A 22,738-nucleotide genomic window follows, 5' to 3' on the forward strand; every position below is an offset into this window, starting at 1 on the left:
GAGGGCTACTCGATCATGGGTGGTCGAATGCCATACAGCGACGGGAACCAGGCGAAGATTACCGATCCGGCGCTCCGGTTTCTGGTGAACAAGCGCATCAAGGAGCGGCTGCTCGGCACATTCGACTACACGATGGTTGGTCGGAGTTTCGACGGCGGCAAAATCCAGGTGACCGCTCCAGCGCTCACGCTCACGGGGCCAAACTCGGAGTGGCTTCCTCGGTCGACCGGGCGGCTCTTCTGGTTTCTGTAAAGCGACCAGCGGGACATCGTCGTTCTTGACAACCGCCCGACAGCAGAGCGCGAGGCGGGTCTCGGGCTCGCGATCAACGTGCATACCCTCGGGACGAACATCGTCCACACTGAGGAGCTCGGACCCGGACGGGCATCACGCGGGGCTCAGGTGATTCGAACCCGACTGATGGCAAGCACACTACGTTCTTTCAGATGCTCCCAACCGCGCGCATCTACGCGCAGACTCCATTCTACAACATGATGAACAACCAGGACGTGTTCGTTCAGACTTTCCTCAAGCCCGCCGACAGCGTCTCGATGCAGATCGCCGGGCATTGGCTCCGGGTGAACGATAGCGCCGACTTCGCCTACTTCGGCGGCGGTGCGACCAGCGACACGTTCTTCGGTTTCGGAGGCGTCGCGGCGAAGGGTGCAACAGAGCTGGCGTACCTCGCTGACGTTTCGGTGACATGGCAGTCAACCCGAAACGTGAAATTCTATGGGTACTACGGCCACGGGTTCGGGCAGGGCATCGTGAACGCGAACTTCATAACGAGCGACCTGAACTACGCTACGGGGAGATGACCCTGGCCTTCTGAAACGGGGGCGGTGATCCGCCCAGCCCGGATTTGGTCGGAGTGCCACGGATCCTGCCACGGCACCCGAATCCCGTAGGCAGGACCCGCTCCGTGGTGGTAGAACTCGGCAGATGTCGGATGCCGAGAGCCAGGGGATATGTGCGCGGCGCTTTGCGCGCGTTCGGGAGGTGTTCGACGAGGGCTTCCGTGAACGGGGCGAGCTCGGAGCCGCCGTGACCGTCACTGTGGGTGGCGAGACCGTGGTCGATCTCTGGGGCGGCCATGCGGACGTCGGGAAGACAAAGCCGTGGGAGCGCGACACCCTGGTCAACGTCTACTCGACTACCAAGGGCATGACCGCGATCTGTGCCCATCAGCTCATCGACGAAGGCCTGCTCGATCTCGATGCGCCCGTTGCAGAGTACTGGCCCGAGTTCGCTCAGGGCGGCAAGGAGCGGATGCCCGTCCGCATGCTGTTCTGCCATCAGGGTGGGCTCGCCGCCGTCGAGGAGGTTCTCCCCGCGGAGGCGCTCTACAGCTGGACGGCGATGTGTGACGCTCTCGCGGCACAGACGCCGTGGTGGACGCCTGGTGAGAGCCATGGTTACCACGCGGTCACGTTCGGCTGGCTGGTGGGCGAGCTCGTCTGTCGGTTGCGCGGCAAGAGTCTCGGGACGGTGTTCCGCGAGCGGATCGCCGAGCCGCTCGCCGCCGACTTCTGGATCGGATTGCCGCCGAGTGAGCATCCGCGCGTGACGGACATTCAGGCGGCGCCGCCCGGTGCGGTCGGTGACACGATCGCGCTGGCCGAGGCGTTCCTCACCAACCCGACGGGACTCGTCGCGAAAGCGTTTCTGAACCCGCCATCGATGGCGCTCGGTGCGAACAACGCGCCATGGCGAGAAGCGGAGATCCCGGGTGCGAACGGCCATGCCACGGCGCGCGGGATCGCCCGCGTATACGCGGCGCTCGCGAACGGGGGAGAGGTCGACGGTGTCCACGTGCTCTCGCCCGAGGGAGTCGAACGGTGCCGCACCGAGCAGTCGCACGGGCAAGACCTGGTGCTGCAGCGCTCGACGCGTTTCGGCCTCGGGTTCATGCTGCCCCAGGACGAGCCCGGCGCGCGCATCGGCGGTGACGGTGCGTTCGGCCATCCGGGGGCCGGTGGCTCTCTGGGCTTCGCCGATCCCGAAGCGCGCGTTTCATTCGGATACACGATGAACCAGATGGGACCTCACATCTTGCTCGACCCGCGGGCGACCGCGCTCGTCGATGCCACGTACCGCTGTCTCGAACAAGGAGCTTGATCATGCGAACCCGATTCACTCGCCGAGAAATTCTCCGTTTGGCCGCGGTTCTCGGCATCGCGCCCGTCCTGCCGACGATCGCGGGCTGCGGGGACAGCGCGAGTTCGGGGGATGGCTCGGGCGGCGGCCTGCCGGATTACGAGTACGACGGTCCGCTCGGCCCCGAGGATCTCTTCCAGCACGGCGTCGCCAGTGGTGACCCGCTCGCCGACGCGGTGATCCTCTGGACGAGGCTCTCGCCCGAGAGCGGCGACGGCCTCGAGGTCTACTGGGAGGTCGCGCGTGATCCGTCGATGCAGGACCGGGTCGGCGCGGGGTGGTTCGACACGAATGCGGATCGCGATTTCACCGTGAAGCTCGATGCGATCGGCCTCGACGCAGGAACGACGTATTACTATCGCTTCCGCGCGCTGGGGCGCGCCTCGTCGATCGGACGCACGCGAACCGCGCCGAGCGGGGGTGTGGATCGCCTCCGGATGGCCGTCGTGTCGTGCTCCCGCTACACCGGCGGCTACTTTCACGCCTATCGGGGCATCGCGGAGCGCCCGGATCTCGATGTCGTCGTGCACCTCGGCGACTACATCTACGAGGACGGTGCGAGTGGCCCGGTGCGTTCGCACCAGCCGCCGCACGAGATCGTGACGGTCGATGATTACCGGGGTAGGTACGCGCAGTACCGGCTCGATCCCGATCTCCAGGAGGCGCACCGCCAACACCCGTTCGTCACCGTGTGGGACGATCACGAGTCGGCGAACAACGCGTGGCATAGCGGTGCGAGCGGTCACAATCCCGAGACCGATGGCGACTGGGCCGAGAGACGCGCGCGTGCAGAGCGTGTCTATTCCGAGTGGCTGCCCATCCGTGATCAGGACGGTGGACAGATCTTCCGCCGACTACAGTTCGGTGACCTGATCGATCTCCTCATGCTCGACACGCGTCTGTGGGGACGCGATCTTCAGATCGAGGCGACCAACGATCGCGACGGGATCCGGGATCCGTCGCGCACGATGCTCGGCTTCGATCAGGAGGAGTGGTTCGCGGATCGCGTCGGCGAATCCTCGGCGCATTGGATCATCGCCGGGCAGCAGGTCGTCCTCTCGCCGTGGAAGGTCGCTGGTGCACCGGAGTCGGAGGGCGGCGGTGTAATCTCGAACACCGACGCGTGGGACGGCTACTTCCCGGCACGGACACGCCTGCTCGAGGCGCTGCGCGCCGGCGGTGAACCGAACTTCATCGTCTTGACCGGCGACATCCACAGTTCCTGGGCATTCGACATCACCGAGGATCCCAATGATCCGGCGCACTACGATCCCCAGACCGGTGCGGGCTCGCTCGGGGTGGAATTCGTCACCCCGGGCGTGACCTCGGGTTTCCCGGTGCCGGGCGAGGCCTTCCTGTCCATCTTGCTCCAGGCCAATCCGCACCTGTTATGGGGCGACAACGACAACCGCGGCTACACGATCCTGGACGTGACCCCGGAGCGAGCAGAGGCCGCCTGGTACCATGTAGATTCCGTGTTCGAGCCGGAGCGGGGGGAGCATCTGGCGGCGGTCTTCGCCGTGTCTCAGGGCACAAATCACCTGGTGAAGCAGGCGGCGCCGACCGCGCCACCGAGCGATCCTCCGGCGCCCGCGCCGTAAGGGAGCAGCCAGGGCCGCGACGCCGGCCCGGTACGTGTGTTCGATCGACATGACTGGAAGGTCAGGCCCCGTTGTGCGAGTGTTCACGGGGTGTTTCGGTGGCGTCGCCGGGGATTCTCGGGCGCCCCGGAGGTCGGTCTCATCGGCGCGAATCGTCTCAAAACCCTGGCGCGGGGCGGTCTCCTAGTAGGAATCGTCCTCTTCGTCGCCCTCATCGCCCGCGAAGGTGTGGGCGAGGTGGCGACTGCGCTCTCGGTTGCGGGTTGGGGCCTTCTGGCGGTGGCGGCGTTTCACCTCGTGCCGATCTTCGCAGACGCGATGGGTTGGCGACGTTTGCTGGCTACGCGCTCGCCGATCTCGATTCGGACGGCGCTCTACGCCCGCTGGATCGGCGAATCGGTGAACGGCCTCCTGCCGGTCGCTCAGGTCGGCGGCAGTGTCGTGAAGGCCAACCTGGTGAGCCGCCGCGGCGTTCCGGGTGCGTTCGCGGGCGCGAGCGTCGTTGTCGACATCACTACGCTGGTCGGATCCCAGATCGTGTTTACGCTTCTCGGTCTTGCCCTTCTGATCGCGGAGTTCGGCGGGCACGAGCTCGCGCCGACCGCGCTGGCGGGCACGGTGCTGATGGCGCTTCTGCTCTTCGGCTTCTACCTTGCCCAGCGTCGCGGAATGTTCGGCGCCATGGCCCGCGGCCTTCGCCGGCTGGCGCCGGGCGGTGGGCCGAGTGCCTTTACCGACGAGGCCGAAAGCATCGATGCCGACGTGGCTCAGTTGTACGGCGAGAGCCGGGCGGTCCTGGCGGCCCTCGCGTGGCATCTGGTGGCGTGGGTTGTGGGCGCCGGCGAGGTTTGGTTGGCGCTGTGGCTGCTCGGACACCCGGTGGACCTCTCGACCGCACTCCTCCTCGAGAGCCTGGGGCAGGCGGTGCGCGCGGCTGCCTTCGCGATCCCCGGGGCTCTGGGTGTTCAGGAGGGCGGCTACGTCCTGCTCGGCCAGGTTCTCGGCATCGGGCCCGAGACCGCCCTGGCGCTGTCGCTCTCCAAACGGGTTCGGGAGCTGACACTTGGACTGCCTGGGCTGGTGGCCTGGCAGATCGAGGAGGCGAACGCTTTACTCTTGCCGCGTTCCGACGAAGCGCGGATGGAGAGTCTATGATCACGGGAACCCCAAAACCTTCCGCGCTCGCGCGCGCCCTGAACATGGGCGGGTGGGCGATGAAGGAAGCGGGCGTCTCGCGGCCGTCGCTCGATCCCGATGGGCTCCTTGAGGTCGCGCGTCGGCGGACCGGCCTGTCGGACTTCGGCGATCCCACGTTCGAAGCCCCGTTCCGGCTACTCCTGAAGTCGCTCGAAGAAGATGCTGGACTGAGCCTTCTGGGGCGCATCGCCTCGAGACAGGATCTGAAGCGGGTCCTCTCGAACCGACTGCTGATGGAGGACGACTGTCGTCGCCACCCCGAGATCCGCGAGGGCGCCGTTCGCAGGCCACTCTTCATCACCGGGATGCCGCGCACGGGCACGACGCTGCTCCACGGCCTGCTGGCACAGGATCCCGTGAGTCGTTCGCCGCTGGGTTGGGAGACGATGTTCCCGTCGCCTCCGCCGCAGCGTTCGCGCTACAAAAAGGACAAGCGCATCGAGATCGCTCAGCGACAGATGCGGTGGCTCTACCGGATCATTCCCGAGTTTAAGAAGATCCATCCTGTCGCAGCCCGTCTTCCGCAGGAGTGCCTCGTCGTTACGGCTCCGTCGTTCTATTCGTTCCAATTCCAGACGACGCACTACGTGCCGACGTACGAGGGGTGGCTCGAGGCGCAGGACCTCACGCCGAGCTACGTCGGGCACAAGCAATTCCTCCAGCACCTGCAGTGGCGCTGTGCCGGCGATTGGTGGGTGCTGAAGGCACCGGCGCACATCTTTGGAATGGAGGCGCTGTTCGGAACGTATCCGGACGCGCATGTGGTGATGACGCATCGCGATCCGTTGCCGGTGGTTGCATCACTTGCGAGTCTGACCACTGTTCTGCGCAGCGCGTTCAGCGATCAGGTCGACCCGCTCGCGGTCGGACCGGAGATGTCCGAGCGATGGGGGAGGGGCTTGATGAAGGCTCTCTCCGATCGCGACGAGGGCCGGGTCCCCGCGGGCCAGGTCCTCGATGTAACTTACACAGATCTCGTCGACGATCCGATCGGCATGGCGCGTTCCATTTACACATGGGCCGACCTGCCGTTCTCAGCCGCGGCGGAGAAGCGCATGCGCGCGTTCCTCGCGGATCACCGTAAAGACAAACACGGACGTCACGCGTACACCTTCGAGCAATTCGGACTCGATCCCGAAGAGGAGATCGATCGGTACCGGGAGTACTCGGAGCGGTTTGGACTCGATGGTCGCCGTCTTCCTCAATGACCTGAGGCTCCTGCTTCGGGATCGCTGGACGGTCTTCTACACGATCGCCGCGCCCATCCTCGTCATCACGATCGTCGTCGCGGCGCGTTACGGCACCGAAGAGGTGCCGCGCATGCCCATTCCGATCGTGAACCTCGATGGTGGTCCGGTCGCCGAGTTGTACATCGAGCTTCTGAGCAAGCATGGCGAGCCGCTGGAGATGACGCGCGCCGAGGCCGAGGATGTGGTTCGCGTCCAGAACCGTGCCCCGCTCGCGATGATCATCCCGGAAGGGTTCAGCGAGAGCTACGCGCGTGACGAGCCCACGACCTGGGAGTTCCTGACGGATACGGCGCGCCCGGACGACATCCGGGCCGTCGAAGTCTTGTTGATGGTGGCCCAGAAGGACGCCGAGGCTCTGGATGACCCTTTCGCCGAGGGCCGTATCCAGCTGACAGAGAAGAACCTCACCGGGGACGGGCTGAGCGTAGAAGCTTACGAGCAGAACGTGCCGGGCTTCGCAGTCATGTTCGTTCTCCTCGCCGCCGTCGCGGGGATCTCGCTGTCGATGCATGCCGAGCGAGACAACGGCACCGTCGAGCGCCTGCTGGTCGCGCCGGGGGGCTTTGTGTGGATCCTCGTGGGCAAGCTTGGCGCACGATTCGTCGTGGGCGTCATGCAGATGCTCGTGCTGCTCTTTTGGGGCAACCTCGTCTTCGGCGTGTCGCTCGGATCGTCCATCTGGGCCTTCCCGGTTCTCACCCTCGCGATCGTCTTCGCGACGGTGGGGCTCGGCTTCCTCGTCGCGAGCATCGCGACGAGCCGGGAGCAGACGCTCATCTTGAGTTTGGCGGCCGTCCTCGTCTTCTCCGCTCTCGGCGGTCTTTGGTGGCCCGAGCAGATCGAACCCGACTGGATGCGTCGCTTCTCTCCGATTGTCTTTACGACCTGGGCGATGCGGGGGCTGACCGACATCGTGCTGCGCAATCGGAACCTCGTCGAGATCGCCTGGCCGGTCACGATGCTGCTCCTCGAGGGTGCGGTCATGATGCTCGTCGCGATGCGGCTGTTTCGATCCCGGTACGCCTCGCGCTAAGCTCGGGCCGGGATGCCGCAGAAACCTTGGGATGCGCAGGTCGCGCGTGCGCTGATCACGCCGTTTGCGGAGACGTGGCTTCACCCGAATCACGTCACGACGCTCGGCGTCGGGACGGGGCTTGCGGCCGCCTACTGCTACGCACTCGGGGGCGCGGACGCGAATCTCGGTGGAATTCTCTTCGTGCTCACCGGGGTGATCGATCACGCCGACGGCGAGCTCGCACGAATGACGGGGAAGACGTCGGAGTTCGGTCACACGTACGATCGCATCGCCGACCTCGTCGTGAAGACGAGCCTCTTTGTCGGTATGGGCATCGGGTTGCGGGACGGCTCGCTCGGCGCAGCGGCGGTTCCGATGGGTTTCGTCTCCGGGTTGGCCCTGGGCGCGATTTTCACGATCCGCGGCGCGCGAGCGAAGCGGAAGGGCCACATCGCCTTCGCGCAGCCCAGTTACGCGGGCTTCGAACTGGAAGATCTCCTCTACCTCATCGCTCCCGTGACCTGGTTGGGGGGGCTCGCGACGTTCCTCTCGTTGGCTTTCGTCGGGATCCCGGCGTTCGCGGCCTGGAGCGCCTTTCTGTGGTGGCGTGACTCCTGACGGAGGGTCGCGGGCGGTGGCACCGTGGGCCGAGGCGCTCCTCGTCGTCGCGGTCTACGTCGTCGCAACGGTCGTGATCTTTCAGCCGCTTCTCTCTGATCCGGTTGGCTCGATGCCCGATCCGCGAGCACTGTTCGAGGGGCGACCCGCAGACGCAGCGTTCAAGGACGGCTTCCTCCTCGCCTGGCTCTACGCGTGGGGGTGGCATGCCCTGGGTACCGCGCCGGCTTCGCTTTACGACGCAAACGCATTTCATCCGTACGCGAACAGTCTGGGTCTCTCGGAGCACTCGATCGGCAAGGTGCTCACGGCGGGGCCGGTGTACGGGCTCACCGGCAACCCGGTTCTCGCTTACGAGGTGGACCTCGTTCTCTCGTTCGCACTGTCCGGCGCGGCTCTTTACGCGTACCTCCGCCACGCGGGAGTCGGATCGTTCGCCGCGCTGATCACGGGAGCGGTCTACGCGTTCTGTCCGGCGCGTCTCGGGATCTACTTCCACACCCATCTGCTGGGGTGGATGTATCTCCCGCTGGCGCTGCTCCTGCTGGACCGCACGCTGACGAAGGGGACGGTGGGATCCGCGTTGGGTGTCTTCGGGTTCGTTCTCGTCCAGTGCCTCTGCTCGTACTATCTCGCGTTCATGACCCTCATCGGGGTCGGGCTGTATGGCGCGGTCTTTGCCCTCGTGGCGCGCCGCGAAGTTCGCGCGAGAGGCTTCTGGCTCGCGGTCGGCGCGGGTGTCGCGGCGTGCGCGGCGCTCTCTCTGATCAGCCAGCCGTACCTCGAGAATCGCGCTCTGGGCGTCCTGCCCGATTTCGCGCGGCCGGACCGGGCCTCGTTTCCGCTTGCGCACTCGAGTGATCCCTGGCGGGCGTACCTTCTTCCTGTCGGGAAGGCCTATCTCGGTTGGTTGCCTCTGGCCGCCGCGATCCTCGCGTTGGTCGGCACGCGCGTCGCGAACGTCGAACGGAGGGCCGCGACCTGGGCCGCCGCCGCGATCGTCGGCGTGGCGTGGGTCCTCTCTCTCGGACCGACTCTGCCCGTGGGGGGCCACGACGTGACTCTGCCGTTCCGCTGGCTCGCCGCGGTCGTGCCAGGCTTCTCGAGCATGCGGGCGCCCGACCGGTTCGGGCTCCTCGTGATGTTCGGGTTCTCGATTCTCGTGGGCTTTGGGCTCGACCGCGCCGCAGTCTTGCTGGGTGGTGTCGAGCGAGGGCGACGCTGGTGGCCGGCGGTGGCCGGGGTCGCGTTCCTTGCGGTGGTTGCCGTCGAGTTTCGGATCCCCGACCGTTCGTTCCCCGGCTACCCGTTTCCGACCAACGCCGCCGCGCTCCCGCTCCACGTCGCGCTCGCGGAGCTTCCCGAGGGTGCGGTGGCAGAGTTCCCCTTCCATGGATCGATGGGGTTGGATGCCGCGCAGGCGATGGTTCGGAGCACTGCGAACTGGAGGCCGCTGGTGAACGGAAAGAGTGGCTATGAGCCTCGCGGCCGTGACTTGTTATTGGGCCTTGTCGGCCGCATTCCCGTCGATCCGTCGGCGTTTCGCACGTTCGTGCGGCTCACGGGGGTCCGGTACGTGATCGTTGACCTGGACCGGGTGGGGCCGATGCAGGCGAGCGCGTGGCGAAGCAATGCGGATGTGCGCTGGGTGCGCGAGGCGGAAGGGCTTCGGCTCGGTGTCGTCGATCCTTCGCTCACGGGGGATCTGGTCGACGTTCTTCGGTCCTGCTCGGAGCCGGCCGCGTCGTCGGTCGAGCCTGCCGTGCCGGCGTCGTGTGAGGAACTCGCACGCCTCACTGCGGGCTGAGGCGAGCCGCAGTCAGTCCTGCAGGTAGCCCAACGCCTCGAGTTGCTCGACCACTTTTGGCGTGAGTTCGACCGGCGTCTGCGCGGCCTTGTTCGGCCGAAGGGCTTGCCGTGAGAGCTTGATGGCGTCGAGCTGCCTCGAGAGGGCCTCGACCATCCCCGGCCGCATCGCGGCGACGTCGTGCTTCTCTCCGGGGTCGCGCTTCAGATCATAGAGTTCGGCGTCGCCGTTTGCGGCTCGCAGCAGCGACCACTCCAAGGTTCGGAGCTTCTCGGGCTTTCCGTAGATGTGCAGGGAGCTGCGGCCGGCGGAGCGATTCTCGATGAGGGGAAGCAGGCTAGTTCCGATGACTCCCGGTGGCGTCGCCGTAGCCGTGACTTCGAGAACCGTCGGGGCGACATCCATTATTCCAACGAGCCCGCGAGCGCGCGAGCCACCGTGTTCTCCGCCGGGGAGCTTGATCAGAACGGGTACGCGGACCAGTTCGTCGTAGATTTGCTCGTGGAGCATCAGCCCGTGATCGAGGAATTCTTCGCCGTGGTCCGAGATGACGACGATGAGGGCATTGTCGTAGAGTCCCCGCTTCGTCAGTTCCGCGATGAGTTGGCCGAAGCGCGCGTCGGTATAGGCGACGCCCCCATCGTAGAGGTCGGTCACGTACTGGACTTCTTCCGGCGTGAAGTAGGTGGCGAGGTCGACAGATCCCTTGCGAGCCTTCTGGTTGAGCCCGGCGAGGAGCTTGGACGCGCAGATGCCGTCCCGGCATCCGTCGAACGTACCGGGGTTCTTTTCACCGACGAACTGGTCGCGGTAGGGGAGAGGTGCGTCGTAGGGCAGTTCGTCCCAGTCGGAATGGATGTCGAGAGTGTGGAGGAACAGGAACGGAGGGCGCGGATCGGCTTGGTCGAGCCAGGCGAGCGCCTTCGGCAGGATCTGCTCGAAGCCGCGGCCCGCGTCGTCGAACGAATCGAATCCTTGGTTGAAGCCCCAACGCGCTCGGACGTAGCCCGCGCCCGTGAAGCCGGCCGTGCGGTAGCCGGCGCTGCGCAACAACTCGGCGAGTGTCTTGTGCCCGGTGGCGAGTCGGCGGTCGCTCTGCGCCGTGACGCCGTGAACGCTCGGCGGAAGGCCGGTGAGGAGCGTCATGTGGGCGGGGAGTGTCCCCCCGCCGGACGTAAAGGCGCGATCGAAGGAGACGGCGTCCTTCGCGAACGCATCGAGAAACGGTGTCGTGTTGCGCTCGTAGCCGTAGGAGCCGACGTGATCGGCGCGTAGCGTGTCGAGCGAGATCAGGACCACGGGTGGCGGCTGGGCACGAAGCACCGCCGTCGGACCCGGCTCGGGAGCGGCATGGCTCGGGCTGCTCCATAGAAAGGCCGACAGCGCGAGGAGTCTGAGGAGAGGCTTCGTCATTCGACTCGCTCCACCGCGATGCGGCCGTCCGCGACCCGGTCGCGCAACTCGCGTTTCAGGACCTTTTGCGACGGGCCGAGAGGGAGGCTCTCGAGGATCGCCCACTCGCGCGGCAGCTTGTTCCGAGCCACGTGTTGCGTGGCCCACGCCCGTAAGGCGGCCAGGTCCGGATGTGCGTTTGGGTTGGGGACGATCAACGCGACGATCTCTTCCCCGTAGTGTGGGTCCGGCCGGCCCACGACGGCGACCTCACGCACGTCGGGATGCTCGGCGAGGACGGCCTCGAGTTCGGAGGGATAAACGTTGTAGCCCCCGCGGATGATCATGTCTTTCACGCGGTCGACGACGTAGAGGCGGCCCGTTTCGTCCAGGCGGCCGATGTCGCCGGTTCGCATCCACCCGTCGCCGAGCGCCAGGGCGGTTGCCGGCTTGTCGTCGAGGTAGCCCGACATCAGGTTGCGGCCGCGAACGCGCACTTCGCCCGTCTCTCCGGCCGCGACGTCGCGTCCGTTCTCGGCGGTCACACGGACTTCCACGCCGTGGGCTGGTCGACCGACGCTGTCGATGACGCGTTCGTCGGGCGGGGAGTTGATCGTGGAGAAGGTGGCCTCGGTCATTCCGTAGCCCTGGCGGATCTTGGCGCCGAGACGGCGCTCGGCGCGGTGCAGGATCTCCTCGGCGAGGGGGGAGCCGGCCGAGAGGCACCACCGAAGCGATTCGACCGTGGGTCCCTCGGGCAGCGCGGCCCACGCCGAGAACATCGTCGGCACGGCCGCGATCCAGGTTATCTTCTCGCGTCGGGCCAGTTCGAGGGTCTTTGCGGCGTCGAACCGGGGGACGAGCACGGCACAGCAGCCGGCTCGGAACGTCGCGAGCAGAACCATGCGGAGGCCGTAGGAGTGCGCGAGCGGCAGTACGCCGAGCACTCGGTCGTTCTCGCCGAGGCCGAGCGCGTGGTCGCCGATGCCTTGCGCGTGCGCGAGCAGGGTCTGATGGGAGATGACGGCGCCCTTGGGCCGGCCCGTCGTGCCCGACGTGTACAGGATCATGGCGCCGCTTGTGGGATCGATCGATTCCGGAAGGTTGCCGGGCGCGGGGCCGTCGTCGGTGAGGTCGGCGATGGGGATTCGCCGGCGGGTGCCGGCGCTCGCTTCGGCGAGATCGGCGCGGCCCTCATCGTGTACGATCGCGGCGCAGTTGCTGTGTTCCAGACGGAACGCGATCTCGGCGGCGGCGGACAGGATGAGAATCGGGACTACGGTGGCCCCCGCGTACGCGATTCCGAACCACGCGGTGACGACGTCGAGGCCGTTGGTGGCGATGAGCGCGACCCGATCTCCCGGTTGGACTCCGGCGGCGCGCAGGCGGCCGGCGGCACGACGGGCGCTCGCGTCCAGTTCGGCGTAGGTCGCCCGGCGTGGTTCTTCCTCTGCCGAGAGCAGGGCGACGCGGTCGGGCCAGCGCGCGGCGGCGCTCGCCAGCAGCGCCCCGACGCCACGTGGATCGGTGGATACGGGCGGGGTTGTGAGGACTTCGCGAGACATCTCGATCCGGGCTACGACCCTTTCTCCGTAACGAATGACGTGCGCCGCGCGTAGTGGGGGTGACATGAGCGAGAGGATGCGAGGAAACAGGTCGAAGAGGCGCTGTGGCGCCGCGTGGATGGCTTTTCTGCTGGGCGCTTTCCTGGCGCCGGGCCCGTCGGTTGCGGCCGACGATGCCTATGCGCGGTTGCTGGCCCATCACGTTACGCCCGGGACCGTTTCGGGGATCCAGCTGAATCTCGTGGACTACCAGGGGGTGGCCGCGGACCCGGATTACCCCAAGGCGCTGGCCGATCTGGCGGCTGCGAAGCCTGGTGCCCTGGACGAGTCGGACCGCTTCCCGTTTTGGGTCAACGCCTACAACCTCCTGGCCATCAAGACCGTGCTCGATCGCTATCCGGTCAGCAGCATCAAAGATGGCGGGAACTTCCTGTTCCCGATCTGGAAGAAGAAGGTCGGGACGGCGGCGGGCAAGGAGTACTCCCTCGACGAGATCGAGCACGGGATCCTCCGCAAGGAGTTCTCCGAGCCCCGTGTCCACTTCGCCGTCGTCTGCGCTTCGCTGTCGTGCCCGGACCTGAGGCCCGAGCCCTACGAGGGGGCGCGGCTGGACGAACAGCTCGACGACCAGGCCGAGCGCTTCCTCGCGAACCGGACGAAGGGGCTCGTTCCTGGGGCCGACCGAAAGAGTGCGGAGGTCTCCTCGGTATTCAAGTGGTTCGGTGACGACTTCGAGGCTACCGGGGGCGTCGCTGGGTTCATCCGAGACCACGCCGCCCCGAAGACCCGGGCTGCGGTCGCGGACCTGAAGGACGACGGGCTCTCCTATCTCGACTACGACTGGACCCTGAACGACCAGGCGCGCGCCCGCTGAGCTTTGTCGCGGGCGAGCTTCCGGATAACGTCCGGACATGGATCGCACCGAACGAGAGCTCGCCCGGCTGGATCGGGCCCACCTGGTCCACGGGTTCGGCTCGCCGGCCCAGACCGACCGCGACGGCACCGTCCGGTTGGTGAAGGGACGGGGCATCCACGTGTGGGATTCCGAAGGGCGTCGCTACGTGGATGGGGTCTCATCGCTCTGGAACGTCAACGTGGGCCACGGTCGTCCGGAGATCGCGAGGGCGATCTCGCAGCAGACGCGGGCAATCGAGTACGCGCCGACTCTGATCGGGTTCTCTTCCGAGCCCGCGATCCGGCTCGCCGCCCGCATCGCGAAGATGGCCCCGAAGGGTCTCAACCGCGTGATGTTCACCGGCGGCGGCTCGGAGTCGAATGAGACGGTGATCCGGCTCGTGCGGCTTCTGGCGAGTCTGTCGGGCAAGCCGGGCAAGGTCGGGATCGTCGCGCTGACACGTGCCTACCACGGCTCGTCGACCGGAGCGGCAAGCCTCACGGGGCTCGAGAGCTTCCATCGCCACTACGAACCTCTGATGGAGGGGGTATTCCGGATGGCGCGGCCGGATTGCTACCGCTGCGAGCTCGGCAAGACCTATCCGCAGTGTGCACTCGCCTGTGCGGATGAGCTCGAGCGGTTGGTCGAACGCGAGGGCGCCGATCGGATCGGCGCCTTCATCTGCGAGCCCGTGCAGGGCGTCGGCGGGGTGATCCCTCCGCCGGCCGGCTGGCTCGCGCGCATTCGCGAGATTTGCGATAGGCACGACATCCTTCTCGTCGCCGACGAAGTCATCACCGGGTTTGGGCGCCTCGGGCGGAACTTCGGCGTGCAAGCGGCGAAGGTCGTCCCCGACATGATCGCTTTCGCGAAGGGGGTCACGAGTGGCTATGTCCCGCTCGGTGGGGTGATCCTGCACGAACGGCTCTACCAGATCATCCTGGATGCCGGTGAGGACTTCGTATTGCACCACGGCTACACGTACTCGGGTCACCCGGTCGCGTGTGCGGCCGGCCTCGCGAATCTCGACGTCCTCGAAGCCGAAGATCTGATCCCCGGCGTCCGTCGCAAGAGCAAACCCTTTGCGCGCGCGCTTGCCGGGTTGTCCCGTCATCCGATCGTCGGTGGGACGCGGACCGCCGGCCTGATGGGGGCGGTCGAGCTCGTACGCGATCGAGATTCACGCGAGCCCTTCGCCGACGCGGAGAAGGTCCCGTGGCGTGTGCGGCAGGCGGCGCTGCGCCGCGGCGTCCTCCTGCGCGCGGGCCTGAGCTTCGTGGTGGTCTGTCCGCCGTTCGTGATCACCGACGATCAAATCGATGATCTGATCGGGCGACTCGACGAGGCGATCGCCGAGGTCCAGGCCGAGCTCGGCTACGGATCGCGGCCCGGCTGATTCTCGATGCTCCTCCTTCTTCCGATCGTGCTCCTCGCCTACTTCGCCTGGCAGGGTGGACACGCGCTGGGCATCGTTTTCATCGTCGTCGGGCTGGGGATCGAGCTGACGTTGGTGCTTCGGATGGTGCGCGCCACGGTGGGTGGTGTCGGCGGTCACGCGGAATGGGTGCGTGACGTGTCGCGACGGCCGCGCCTCGCGCGCGACCCGATGTGGTCGTGGGCGACGGCGCTCGTCATCGTCGGCGGACTCTTGGCGGCATTCCTCTAGCGGTGGTTGAAGAAGTCGAAGGCCAGGTCGGCCGCGACAATCATCAAGAAGATCGCGAAGCTTCGAGACAACAACTCCTTGCTCATCCGGTTCGCGGTGCGAACGCCCATCGGTGACGTCAGCAGAACGGCGGGGGCCATGACGGCGACTGCCAGGACGTCGATGTAGCCGAGCGAGAAATGCGGCAGGTGGCTTGCGTGGATGCCGTTCACGACGGATCCGACCGCGCCGACCGAGGAGACGCTGAGCGCCGTCACCGTCGAGACGGCGAGCGCCCGGCGCAGCGGATAGCTGAGCGCGACGAGGGTCGGCGTCGTGAACGCGCCGCCGGAGATCCCGAGGGCGACGGAAAGTGCGCCGATGAAGGCGGCAATCAGCCACCGAACCGGGCCCGTGGGTACCTGCGAGCCGAAATGAAGCTTGTCGCGGCCGATCAGCATCTGCAGCGATTGGAGAAAGAGAACGATGGCGAACACGAGGATCAGAAGGTGGCCGGACACGAATCGCTGCACGGTGAGGCCGCCGAGGACGCCGACGAGGAGCGCCGGCACCCAGGTCTTTGCGAAATCGAGATCGAGATTGCCGGCCTGATGCTGCGCGCGGGCGGCGGAGATCGTTCCGGGGACGGCCACCGCGAGCGAGGTGCCGGCCGCCATGTGCATGACGAGCTCCGGAGCCACGCCGAACATCGGGAACAGGTAGAGGAAGAGGGGGACGCGCAGCAGCCCGCCGCCGATCCCGAATAGGCCGCCGGAAAAACCCGACGCGAGCCCGGATGCGAAGAGCGCACCTGCGTATACGAGATCCCCTTCCACCTTCGGCGTACTATGGCCGAATGCCCCGTTCGGGTCGAACCGGGAAGGGGTGTCCGAAACCGCGAAGTCGTGCCTCGAACTGCTGTTCGCCCGAGCCTAAGGAATCCAGTACAGTGCCAATCGCGAGAGACCGATTCGTATGTCCGAAGCATCAGCCAGGCTGTTCCTCACGACCCCCGAAGGGGATACACGTATCGTGCCTCTGGGAGACCTCACACGAATCGGTCGTGCGGCGAACAGCGATCTCGTCATCGAAGATTCGAGCGTCTCGCGCCGCCACGCACTGATCCAGCTTCAGGACGACGGGGGCCACATCCTCACCGATCTCGGAAGCGCCAATGGCACCACGGTCAACGACGAGCTGATCAGCCTCCCAGTGGTCCTTCGTGACGGCGACAGTGTCGGCATCGCGGGCTACCAGATCGTCTTCTCCGGGGAACGACCCGGGGATGCGGACGGGCAGTCCGGCGACACTCTGTTCAACACCGAAGACTCGACGGTCAACGAAGAGCGCGGTCACCGGCGACACCATCGGGTTCAGATCGTCGGCGGCGGTCCCGGGATGCTCGAGGTCCTCGGGCAGGTTCGGCAGGCGGCGTCGTCCAGCATCCCGGTGCTCATCACCGGCGAGACCGGGACGGGCAAGGAACTGGTTGCGCGCTCCATCCACCAGGGCGGCTCGCGGGCCTCGCAGGTGTTCGTTCCGATCAACTGTTCGGCCTTGCCCGAGGCCCTGCTCGAGAGTGAGCTGTTCGGTCACCGGCGGGGGGCCTTTACCGGCGCTCAGCAGGACCGCGCGGGCCTCTTTGAAGCCGCAAAAGGCGGAACGGTCTTCCTCGACGAGGTCGGGGAACTACCCATCCAAATGCAGCCGAAGCTTCTGCGATTCCTGCAGGACGGCGAGGTTCGTCGTGTGGGCGACGTCGAGCCACGGCACGTCGATGTGCGCGTGATTTCCGCGACGAACCGTGACCTCAAGAGTGAGATCGAGCGCGAGGCCTTCCGCGAGGATCTCTACTTCCGCCTGAGCACGTTCACGATCGAGTTGCCGCCGTTGCGCGCTCGCCCCGAAGACATCGCTCTCCTGGCCGAGCGGCTCCTGCGCACGCAGGCGGAATTGCAGAAGAAGAGGGTGCGGGGCATCGAGCCCGCCGCCCTGGAGGCCCTCGGTCGGTATGATTGGCCCGGGAACGTGCGCGAACTCGAGAACGAGCTCGCCCGCGCTGTGGCGATTCTTCACGAGGGTGATCGGATCACGCTGTCGACGCTCTCTCCGCGGGTCTCGGGGCCACAGCCCGACGCGGCGAGCACGGGCGACGCGACGCCACCTCCTGCCACCGATCACCCAACCGAGCTACGCGGTGCGATGACGGATTTTGAGCGCACGCACATTGCCGAGGTGCTGGAGCAGAACGGGGGCAACGTTTCGAAGGCCGCCCAAGCTCTGGGCCTCTCCCGTGGAGGACTCCACAAGAAGCTGAAGGAGCTGGGGCTGCGGTAGTCCGGTCCGCGCCGGAATCTGAACTTCGGGCTCAGGACACTAGCGAGGATCCCGAACCTTCCTGCTAGAGTACGGCCGGTGAACGAGAGCACCCTCCGTAAGCTGCTGGGGACCGACCTGGCCGAGGCCTCGGGTTCCGATCTCCGCGGAACCCTCGGTGCCGGGGTGACATTGTCGGATACTGAAGCCGACGTCGACCCTGACGCGCTGACGCTGGTCCTCGATGGCCAGGGAGTCTCGACGGGCGAGGATGGGATCGAACCGCTCGGCGAGTCGCACCTCATCGATACCGGCTACGAGCTCGTCGAGGAGGTCGGGCGGGGCGGCATGAACGTCGTCTTCCGGGCTCGCCAGATGGGCTTGGAGCGTGAGGTGGCGGTGAAGCGCCTGCGCTCGAAGAGGCGCGCCAGCCGTTCCGCGCGTTGGGCGTTCCTCTCCGAGGCGGCCGTGACCGCGCAACTCGATCATCCGAACGTCATCTCGATCTACGGCATGTCGGTCGATGCCGCCGGGGACGTCGCGCTCGCGATGAAGCTCATGCGCGGGAAGTCCTGGTCGCACCGTCTCCGCCAGGATTTCGCTGGGCACGAACCCGGGAGCCCGCCTCCGAAGCTCGACGAGAACCTTCAGGTGCTGCTGGGTGTGGCGAACGCGATTGCGTTCGCGCACAGCCGCGGCGTGCTACATCGCGACCTGAAACCCGAGAACGTCATGATCGGCGACTTCGGAGAAGTGCTCGTCGTCGACTGGGGTCTCGCCGTCCGCTTTTCGGACACCGATATGGGCGTCCGGGCGCCCCACAAGTCGGGAGTACGGCGAACCGCCGGGACCCCGGTCTACATGGCGCCCGAGATGGTCGAGGCGACCGGTGATGGCCTCGGTCCCTGGACCGACGTTTATCTGCTCGGAGGACTGCTGCACGAAATCCTCACGGGTCGTCCGCCGCACAAGGGTTCGAAGCTGCTCGATGTGCTCCTCTCCGCGTTCGACTCGTCGCCCCCGATCTTCGCGGCCGAGGTTCCGGTCGAGCTGCAGGACGTGTGTCGCCGCGCGCTCGCGCGGGAACCCGCCGATCGATACGCGACCGTGGTCGAGTTCCGCGATGCGGTTCGCGAGTACCTTGCGCACAGCGAGAGCCTACGAATCTGTCAGCGGTCGGCGCTTCGCCTGGCGGAGGCTCGAGAGACGCTCGAATCCGGGATCGACGTCGAGAATCGTGCGCAGGTGTACTCGGAGCTCCGTGACGTCATCGCCGGTTTCGCCGCGGCTCGCGATGTGTGGGACGAGAACCGGGTGGCGACCGAGGGGGAGTCCGATGCGCGCCTGCTCCTCGCGCAATCTGCTCTGGAGATGGGCGAGCTCGGGACCGCGGAGTCGGCGCTGCGCGGGCAGTCCAGTGACGAGGCCGAGACGCTCCGGGTTCAGATCGGCGACACCGCGCTTACGCGAGAACGGACGCTGCGAACGACCCGCCACGTCAGTGTTTCCCTGCTCCTGCTCCAGCTGGCGATTGGCCTCGCGCTCGCGTTCTGGGGTTTCTTCGAGCTGCGCGCGTACCACCACGAGGTCGAGGTCGCGGAGTTGAAACGGCTCACGCCGCTTGCCGCGCTGATCGTGAAGGGCGCCAGGACGACCGACTCCGCCGAGCTGAATCCCCTGATCGCTCGGATCGTTCGTGACATGGCGAGCCAGGGGCCCCTGCGGCTGACGGTCACGGATCCAAGCGGCGACGTCGTCGCCGATTCGGAAGCGGATCCGTCCGAGCTCCCGAATCATGCCACACGGCCCGAATTCATAGCGGCTGCTCGGCTAGGAGCAGGCACCTCGACACGGATGAGCAACACGCTGCATGAGGAGATGGTCTACTTTGCGCTGCCGGTCCGGGATGCGGCCGGGGAGCCAATACTGTTCGTGCGGGCCGCGCTACCGCTGGACTTCGTGACCACGAAGCTCCGGGCGCTCGTGGCGGCGGTGGGTGTGTCGTTTCTCGTCTCGATCGTGGCGATGTGCCTGGTCACGATGCTGCTGACTCGACATCTGACGCGCGCGATCGAGCGAATTCGTTAGCGGCCGGATCGACCTGGCGTCGCTCCGAGAAGCGTGCCGCGGATGTACTTGCCGGCGGGTTTCCGCGATAAGCGGGCATGAGATCCGAGCGACACAAGGTCGTCCTCGCGCGCCACGGTGAAACCGAGTGGAGCAAAGCGTGGAAGCACACCTCGTACACCGACATCCCGCTGACGGAGAACGGCCGTGCGCGCGCCGAGTCTCTCGTGACGCAGATGGCGAAGTGGGAGCCCGTTCTGGTTTTGTCGAGCCCGCTGGTCCGAGCGTTCGAGACCTGCCGGATCGCTGGCCTCGCAGACCGCGCTGAGATCGAGCCGGATCTGGTCGAGTGGAACTACGGCGAGTATGAGGGCATCACGACGGCGGAGATCCGCAAGACGGTCCCCGGCTGGACGGTATTCAGCCACCCCTCGCCCGGGGGAGAGACGGCGGAACAGGTGGCGGAGCGGGTCGATCGCGTGATCGCCCGCGCGCGAGCCGCCGATGGCGACGTCGTGCTCTTCGCGCACGGCCACGTCCTGCGCGTATTGACGGCCCGCTGGCTCGAGCTCGACCCCCGGATGGGAAAGCACTTCGTACTCTCCACCGGAACGGTGTCCGTTCTGGGGTGGGAACGCGACACACCGGCGCTCGAACTCTGGAACAGCGGCGGCTGAGCGCGCGGCCGGGCCGGCCCGTGGTCAGCGCGCGAGGCGCGCGATCAGTTCCATGGCCTCGGGCTGTGCGGCGTGGACCGTCAGGCCGGTCGCGCCGGAGTCCTGCCATGCGCGGAACTTGGCCGTGATGCGTGTCTCGTCGCCGATCATCGCGCCCTCGTCTAGGTACTCGTCGGGAACCGCGTCGACGGCCTCCTGCCGTTTCCCGGCGAGGAAGAGCTCCTGAATTCGGGTCGCGGCTTCGGCGAAGCCACGGCGTTCCATCTGGTCTTTGTGGAAATTCTTCTTCTCGTGGCCCATTCCGCCGACGTAGAGCGCCGTGACCGGCTTCATTGCGGCGAGTGCGCCTTTGACGTCGTCGGTGATGGAGATCTGGGATTGGGCCTGGATCTCGAAGTTCGCGAACGACTTTCCGTTGCCCGCGCGACGGAATCCCTCTTCCAGCCACGGCCGGTAGACCTTCATCATGCCCGGCACGAAGCCCATGGGCAGCCAGCCATCGGCGATCTCGGCGGTGAGTTTCACCATCGCTTCGTTGCCGGTGGCGAGCCAGATGGGGAGGTCCGGGTTCATGTGCAGGATCGACTTCAGCGGTTTCCCGATGCCGAGAGCGCCGTCCCCTTTGAACGGAAGCTGAAACTCCCGTCCGTCGTGCTCGACCGGTCCCTCGCGGCGGAACACCTTGCGCATGATCTCGACGTAGTCGCGCATCCGGTAGTACGGCTTACCCCACGGCTGACCGTACCAACCCTCGACGATCTGGGGTCCCGACACCCCGAGGCCGGCGATCGCGCGGCCGCGTCCGGCCAACTCGTCGATCGTTCCCATCTGCATCGCAGTCATCGCCGGCGTGCGTCCGGCGAGTTGGGCGATGCCGGTTCCGAGCCGGAGCTTCTCCGTCTTGCCGGCGAGGAAGGCGAGGGGAGTGATCGCATCGGAGCCGTACGCCTCGGCGCTCCATACCGAATCGAACCCGAGACGTTCGGCGTGTTGGATCCTCTCGACGGGGATGTCGAAGCGCGCGCCGGAGTAGTTGAGGAAGAAGCCGAGTTTCATGGGAGTCTCCTATTCGTCCCGGTCAGTTCGCGCTCGCGCTCGCGAAGGCGGCCCGGGCTGCGATCCCGAGCGAGAGGAGTACGAGAATCGCGGCGACGAACGCCGGCGCGAATCCGAAGACGCCGGCGAGGCTCGCTTCGCCGAATCGATTCGCTCCCATGCTGAGGGCGCGGTTCGGAGCCAGCGGCCCGAACGCGTAGAAGCCGACGTTTCCCCAGGCCGTGAAGAGGAGGCCCCAGGACACCCACTTCGCTGCGCGCAGCGAGAGCGACAACGTAGGCAGGGCCAGGGCGACGGCGACGACCATCAGGCCGTTCAGGATGGAGCCCGTGTGGGCGACGGCCCAGCCACGCGGTGTTCCGGGGATCGATGCGGCGACCGCCGGGAACGGCCAGATGTCGATCGCTTCCAGGAGAGAGAAGCCGAGCAGGAACCCGAACAGCATCCCGGCGATCATCACTAGGAAGCCGTGGCCGAGCATCATCGCCTGGATCCGTTTGGTGTCCGCGTCCATCCGAGCCTCCTTCGCTGCAAAGGAGCGGCACCGTATCAATCCGTCGGCGGGAAGCGAACCTTCCCGACCACCTAGTGCACGGCCTAGTCGAGCACGGCCGCGGGGCCCGGCTTCAGAACACCGCCTGAGTCGAAGAGGCCCCAGTGCGAGCTGACGCCGTCCCATTCGGTGTCGTCCTTCCACGGCTCGTCGAAGGCGGCGAACCTCGCTAGACCGACGTCCTCGTGCTCGCTCCAGGCGAGCACTTCGGTGAGGTGGCGCTCCTGGTTCTCAGGTGTCGCGACGGCGAGTCCGCTCACGAACCACCCGTGGTCGGTGCCGCCAGGCTTGTCGAATCGGCCGGCCCGGCCGCGTGGAGGTTCAGGGTCGATCCGAAAAGGTCGCCTGGGCGCGGCGCGTTCTGTCCGGTTCGCATTGCGGCGTGCGTTGTCTCGGCAATCGAAGCCTGGCAGTATACGAAATGAGGCCGACACGAGCCTCCAAGAGGAGAGAATCGATGACTCGCTGGAACGTATCGGGATGGATGGCGGCCGTACTGGTCGGAGGGACGATGTTGGCCGGGTGTACTGCAATCAAACGCGACAACGCCCTGCAGACGGAGCGCACGCTCGCCGCGGCGGGCTTTCAGATGAAGTTCGCCGATGACTCCGGCAAGCTCTCGAACGCTGGCCAGATCCAGCCGCAGCGCACGCTGGTGACGCAGAGCCTCGATGGCGAGGCACGCTTCGTTTATGCCGACGCCGAGTTCTGCAAATGCGTCTACGTCGGAACCCCACGCGCATATCAGCAGTACCAGAAGCTCGCGATCCAGCAGCAAATCTCGCAGGCCCGTCTGTCGGCCGCTCAGGCGCAGGCGAGTGCGGCGATGAACTGGGGCATGTGGGGCGGCTGGGGTCCCTGGTACTGACGGAGCTCTCTCCGAAAAGGAAGCGCGCGCCGCCCTTTGGTGTGGCCAGGCTGAAGCCA

General features: G+C 66.4%; 22 protein-coding genes. 16 read left to right on the top strand and 6 right to left on the bottom strand.

Annotation, left to right across the window (positions count from 1 at the left end; all coding sequences use genetic code 11):
- Positions 1-15: 15 nt before the first annotated feature.
- The 9 genes from P8R42_09395 to P8R42_09435 all read left to right on the top strand — a co-directional run bounded on the left by P8R42_09395 (position 16) and on the right by P8R42_09435 (position 9,645).
- Entirely contained in the window at positions 16-252 is a 237-nt protein-coding gene (locus tag P8R42_09395; GenBank protein ID MDG2304855.1) for a hypothetical protein, read from the top strand.
- Positions 253-386: 134 nt separating this feature from the next.
- Positions 387-818 (top strand): alginate export family protein, encoded by a 432-nt coding sequence (locus tag P8R42_09400; GenBank protein MDG2304856.1) that lies wholly within the window; start codon positions 387-389, stop codon positions 816-818.
- A 124-nt stretch (positions 819-942) separates the two neighbouring features.
- On the top strand, positions 943-2,118 hold the full coding sequence (locus tag P8R42_09405; protein MDG2304857.1) for a serine hydrolase: 1,176 nt from the start codon (positions 943-945) through the stop codon (positions 2,116-2,118).
- A 2-nt stretch (positions 2,119-2,120) separates the two neighbouring features.
- Entirely contained in the window at positions 2,121-3,758 is a 1,638-nt protein-coding gene (locus tag P8R42_09410) for an alkaline phosphatase D family protein (protein MDG2304858.1), read from the top strand.
- 90 nt (positions 3,759-3,848) lie between these two features.
- Positions 3,849-4,913 carry a lysylphosphatidylglycerol synthase domain-containing protein gene (locus tag P8R42_09415; GenBank protein ID MDG2304859.1) on the top strand — a complete coding sequence of 355 codons (1,065 nt, stop codon included), beginning with the start codon at positions 3,849-3,851 and terminating at the stop codon, positions 4,911-4,913.
- Positions 4,910-6,163, top strand: a complete 1,254-nt coding sequence (locus P8R42_09420; protein ID MDG2304860.1) for a sulfotransferase — start codon at positions 4,910-4,912, stop codon at positions 6,161-6,163. The genes P8R42_09415 and P8R42_09420 overlap by 4 nt, the downstream gene beginning before the upstream one ends.
- Positions 6,141-7,238, top strand: a complete 1,098-nt coding sequence (locus tag P8R42_09425; GenBank protein MDG2304861.1) for an ABC transporter permease — start codon at positions 6,141-6,143, stop codon at positions 7,236-7,238. The genes P8R42_09420 and P8R42_09425 overlap by 23 nt, the downstream gene beginning before the upstream one ends.
- A gap of 12 nt (positions 7,239-7,250) precedes the next feature.
- Positions 7,251-7,838 carry a CDP-alcohol phosphatidyltransferase family protein gene (locus tag P8R42_09430; GenBank protein MDG2304862.1) on the top strand — a complete coding sequence of 196 codons (588 nt, stop codon included), beginning with the start codon at positions 7,251-7,253 and terminating at the stop codon, positions 7,836-7,838.
- A 16-nt stretch (positions 7,839-7,854) separates the two neighbouring features.
- Complete coding sequence (locus P8R42_09435) at positions 7,855-9,645, top strand: hypothetical protein (GenBank protein ID MDG2304863.1); 1,791 nt, start codon at positions 7,855-7,857, stop codon at positions 9,643-9,645.
- A 12-nt stretch (positions 9,646-9,657) separates the two neighbouring features.
- On the opposite strand, the gene P8R42_09440 is transcribed toward P8R42_09435, so the two are convergent.
- Both P8R42_09440 and P8R42_09445 read right to left on the bottom strand, forming a co-directional pair.
- A complete protein-coding gene (locus tag P8R42_09440; GenBank protein ID MDG2304864.1) occupies positions 9,658-11,058 on the bottom strand; it encodes a sulfatase in 1,401 nt (466 codons plus the stop codon).
- Positions 11,055-12,668 (bottom strand): AMP-binding protein, encoded by a 1,614-nt coding sequence (locus tag P8R42_09445; protein MDG2304865.1) that lies wholly within the window; start codon positions 12,666-12,668, stop codon positions 11,055-11,057. The genes P8R42_09440 and P8R42_09445 overlap by 4 nt, the downstream gene beginning before the upstream one ends.
- Positions 12,669-12,720: 52 nt before the next feature.
- Here P8R42_09445 and P8R42_09450 point away from each other — a divergent pair, with 52 nt between their 5' ends.
- The 3 genes from P8R42_09450 to P8R42_09460 are packed head-to-tail and all read left to right on the top strand — an operon-like array spanning position 12,721 to position 15,163.
- Positions 12,721-13,476: a DUF547 domain-containing protein gene (locus P8R42_09450; protein ID MDG2304866.1), complete on the top strand. Its 756-nt coding sequence runs from the start codon at positions 12,721-12,723 to the stop codon at positions 13,474-13,476.
- 37 nt (positions 13,477-13,513) lie between these two features.
- Positions 13,514-14,893 (top strand): aspartate aminotransferase family protein, encoded by a 1,380-nt coding sequence (locus tag P8R42_09455; GenBank protein MDG2304867.1) that lies wholly within the window; start codon positions 13,514-13,516, stop codon positions 14,891-14,893.
- Positions 14,894-14,899: 6 nt separating this feature from the next.
- Entirely contained in the window at positions 14,900-15,163 is a 264-nt protein-coding gene (locus P8R42_09460) for a hypothetical protein (GenBank protein ID MDG2304868.1), read from the top strand.
- On the opposite strand, the gene P8R42_09465 is transcribed toward P8R42_09460, so the two are convergent.
- Positions 15,160-15,978 carry a sulfite exporter TauE/SafE family protein gene (locus tag P8R42_09465; protein MDG2304869.1) on the bottom strand — a complete coding sequence of 273 codons (819 nt, stop codon included), beginning with the start codon at positions 15,976-15,978 and terminating at the stop codon, positions 15,160-15,162. The genes P8R42_09460 and P8R42_09465 overlap by 4 nt on opposite strands.
- Positions 15,979-16,117: 139 nt before the next feature.
- On the opposite strand from P8R42_09465, the gene P8R42_09470 reads away from it, so the two are divergent.
- From P8R42_09470 to P8R42_09480, 3 genes are all read left to right on the top strand, one after another.
- Positions 16,118-17,479: a sigma 54-interacting transcriptional regulator gene (locus tag P8R42_09470; protein MDG2304870.1), complete on the top strand. Its 1,362-nt coding sequence runs from the start codon at positions 16,118-16,120 to the stop codon at positions 17,477-17,479.
- A gap of 78 nt (positions 17,480-17,557) precedes the next feature.
- Positions 17,558-19,546 carry a protein kinase gene (locus tag P8R42_09475; GenBank protein MDG2304871.1) on the top strand — a complete coding sequence of 663 codons (1,989 nt, stop codon included), beginning with the start codon at positions 17,558-17,560 and terminating at the stop codon, positions 19,544-19,546.
- 77 nt (positions 19,547-19,623) lie between these two features.
- Positions 19,624-20,202: a histidine phosphatase family protein gene (locus P8R42_09480; GenBank protein MDG2304872.1), complete on the top strand. Its 579-nt coding sequence runs from the start codon at positions 19,624-19,626 to the stop codon at positions 20,200-20,202.
- A 24-nt stretch (positions 20,203-20,226) separates the two neighbouring features.
- On the opposite strand, the gene P8R42_09485 is transcribed toward P8R42_09480, so the two are convergent.
- From P8R42_09485 to P8R42_09495, 3 genes are all read right to left on the bottom strand, one after another.
- On the bottom strand, positions 20,227-21,258 hold the full coding sequence (locus P8R42_09485) for an LLM class F420-dependent oxidoreductase (GenBank protein ID MDG2304873.1): 1,032 nt from the start codon (positions 21,256-21,258) through the stop codon (positions 20,227-20,229).
- 22 nt (positions 21,259-21,280) lie between these two features.
- Entirely contained in the window at positions 21,281-21,772 is a 492-nt protein-coding gene (locus P8R42_09490) for a hypothetical protein (GenBank protein ID MDG2304874.1), read from the bottom strand.
- A gap of 83 nt (positions 21,773-21,855) precedes the next feature.
- Positions 21,856-22,071 carry a hypothetical protein gene (locus tag P8R42_09495; GenBank protein ID MDG2304875.1) on the bottom strand — a complete coding sequence of 72 codons (216 nt, stop codon included), beginning with the start codon at positions 22,069-22,071 and terminating at the stop codon, positions 21,856-21,858.
- 197 nt (positions 22,072-22,268) lie between these two features.
- On the opposite strand from P8R42_09495, the gene P8R42_09500 reads away from it, so the two are divergent.
- On the top strand, positions 22,269-22,679 hold the full coding sequence (locus tag P8R42_09500) for a hypothetical protein (GenBank protein ID MDG2304876.1): 411 nt from the start codon (positions 22,269-22,271) through the stop codon (positions 22,677-22,679).
- Positions 22,680-22,738 lie beyond the last annotated feature (59 nt).

The sequence above is a fragment of the Candidatus Binatia bacterium genome (assembly GCA_029243485.1).
In the GTDB taxonomy this organism is placed as follows: domain Bacteria; phylum Desulfobacterota; class Binatia; order UBA12015; family UBA12015; genus VGTG01.

Bases quoted from the DNA above. Each gene is read 5' to 3' on its own strand.
- P8R42_09395 (MDG2304855.1), top strand. From the start codon at position 16: ATGGGTGGTCGAATGCCATACAGCGACGGGAACCAGGCGAAGATTACC.
- P8R42_09405 (MDG2304857.1), top strand. From the start codon at position 943: ATGTCGGATGCCGAGAGCCAGGGGATATGTGCGCGGCGCTTTGCGCGC.
- P8R42_09410 (MDG2304858.1), top strand. From the start codon at position 2,121: ATGCGAACCCGATTCACTCGCCGAGAAATTCTCCGTTTGGCCGCGGTT.
- P8R42_09420 (MDG2304860.1), top strand. From the start codon at position 4,910: ATGATCACGGGAACCCCAAAACCTTCCGCGCTCGCGCGCGCCCTGAAC.
- P8R42_09425 (MDG2304861.1), top strand. From the start codon at position 6,141: ATGGTCGCCGTCTTCCTCAATGACCTGAGGCTCCTGCTTCGGGATCGC.
- P8R42_09430 (MDG2304862.1), top strand. From the start codon at position 7,251: ATGCCGCAGAAACCTTGGGATGCGCAGGTCGCGCGTGCGCTGATCACG.
- P8R42_09440 (MDG2304864.1), bottom strand. From the start codon at position 11,058: ATGACGAAGCCTCTCCTCAGACTCCTCGCGCTGTCGGCCTTTCTATGG.
- P8R42_09445 (MDG2304865.1), bottom strand. From the start codon at position 12,668: ATGTCACCCCCACTACGCGCGGCGCACGTCATTCGTTACGGAGAAAGG.
- P8R42_09450 (MDG2304866.1), top strand. From the start codon at position 12,721: ATGGCTTTTCTGCTGGGCGCTTTCCTGGCGCCGGGCCCGTCGGTTGCG.
- P8R42_09455 (MDG2304867.1), top strand. From the start codon at position 13,514: ATGGATCGCACCGAACGAGAGCTCGCCCGGCTGGATCGGGCCCACCTG.
- P8R42_09460 (MDG2304868.1), top strand. From the start codon at position 14,900: ATGCTCCTCCTTCTTCCGATCGTGCTCCTCGCCTACTTCGCCTGGCAG.
- P8R42_09470 (MDG2304870.1), top strand. From the start codon at position 16,118: ATGTCCGAAGCATCAGCCAGGCTGTTCCTCACGACCCCCGAAGGGGAT.
- P8R42_09480 (MDG2304872.1), top strand. From the start codon at position 19,624: ATGAGATCCGAGCGACACAAGGTCGTCCTCGCGCGCCACGGTGAAACC.
- P8R42_09485 (MDG2304873.1), bottom strand. From the start codon at position 21,258: ATGAAACTCGGCTTCTTCCTCAACTACTCCGGCGCGCGCTTCGACATC.
- P8R42_09490 (MDG2304874.1), bottom strand. From the start codon at position 21,772: ATGGACGCGGACACCAAACGGATCCAGGCGATGATGCTCGGCCACGGC.
- P8R42_09500 (MDG2304876.1), top strand. From the start codon at position 22,269: ATGACTCGCTGGAACGTATCGGGATGGATGGCGGCCGTACTGGTCGGA.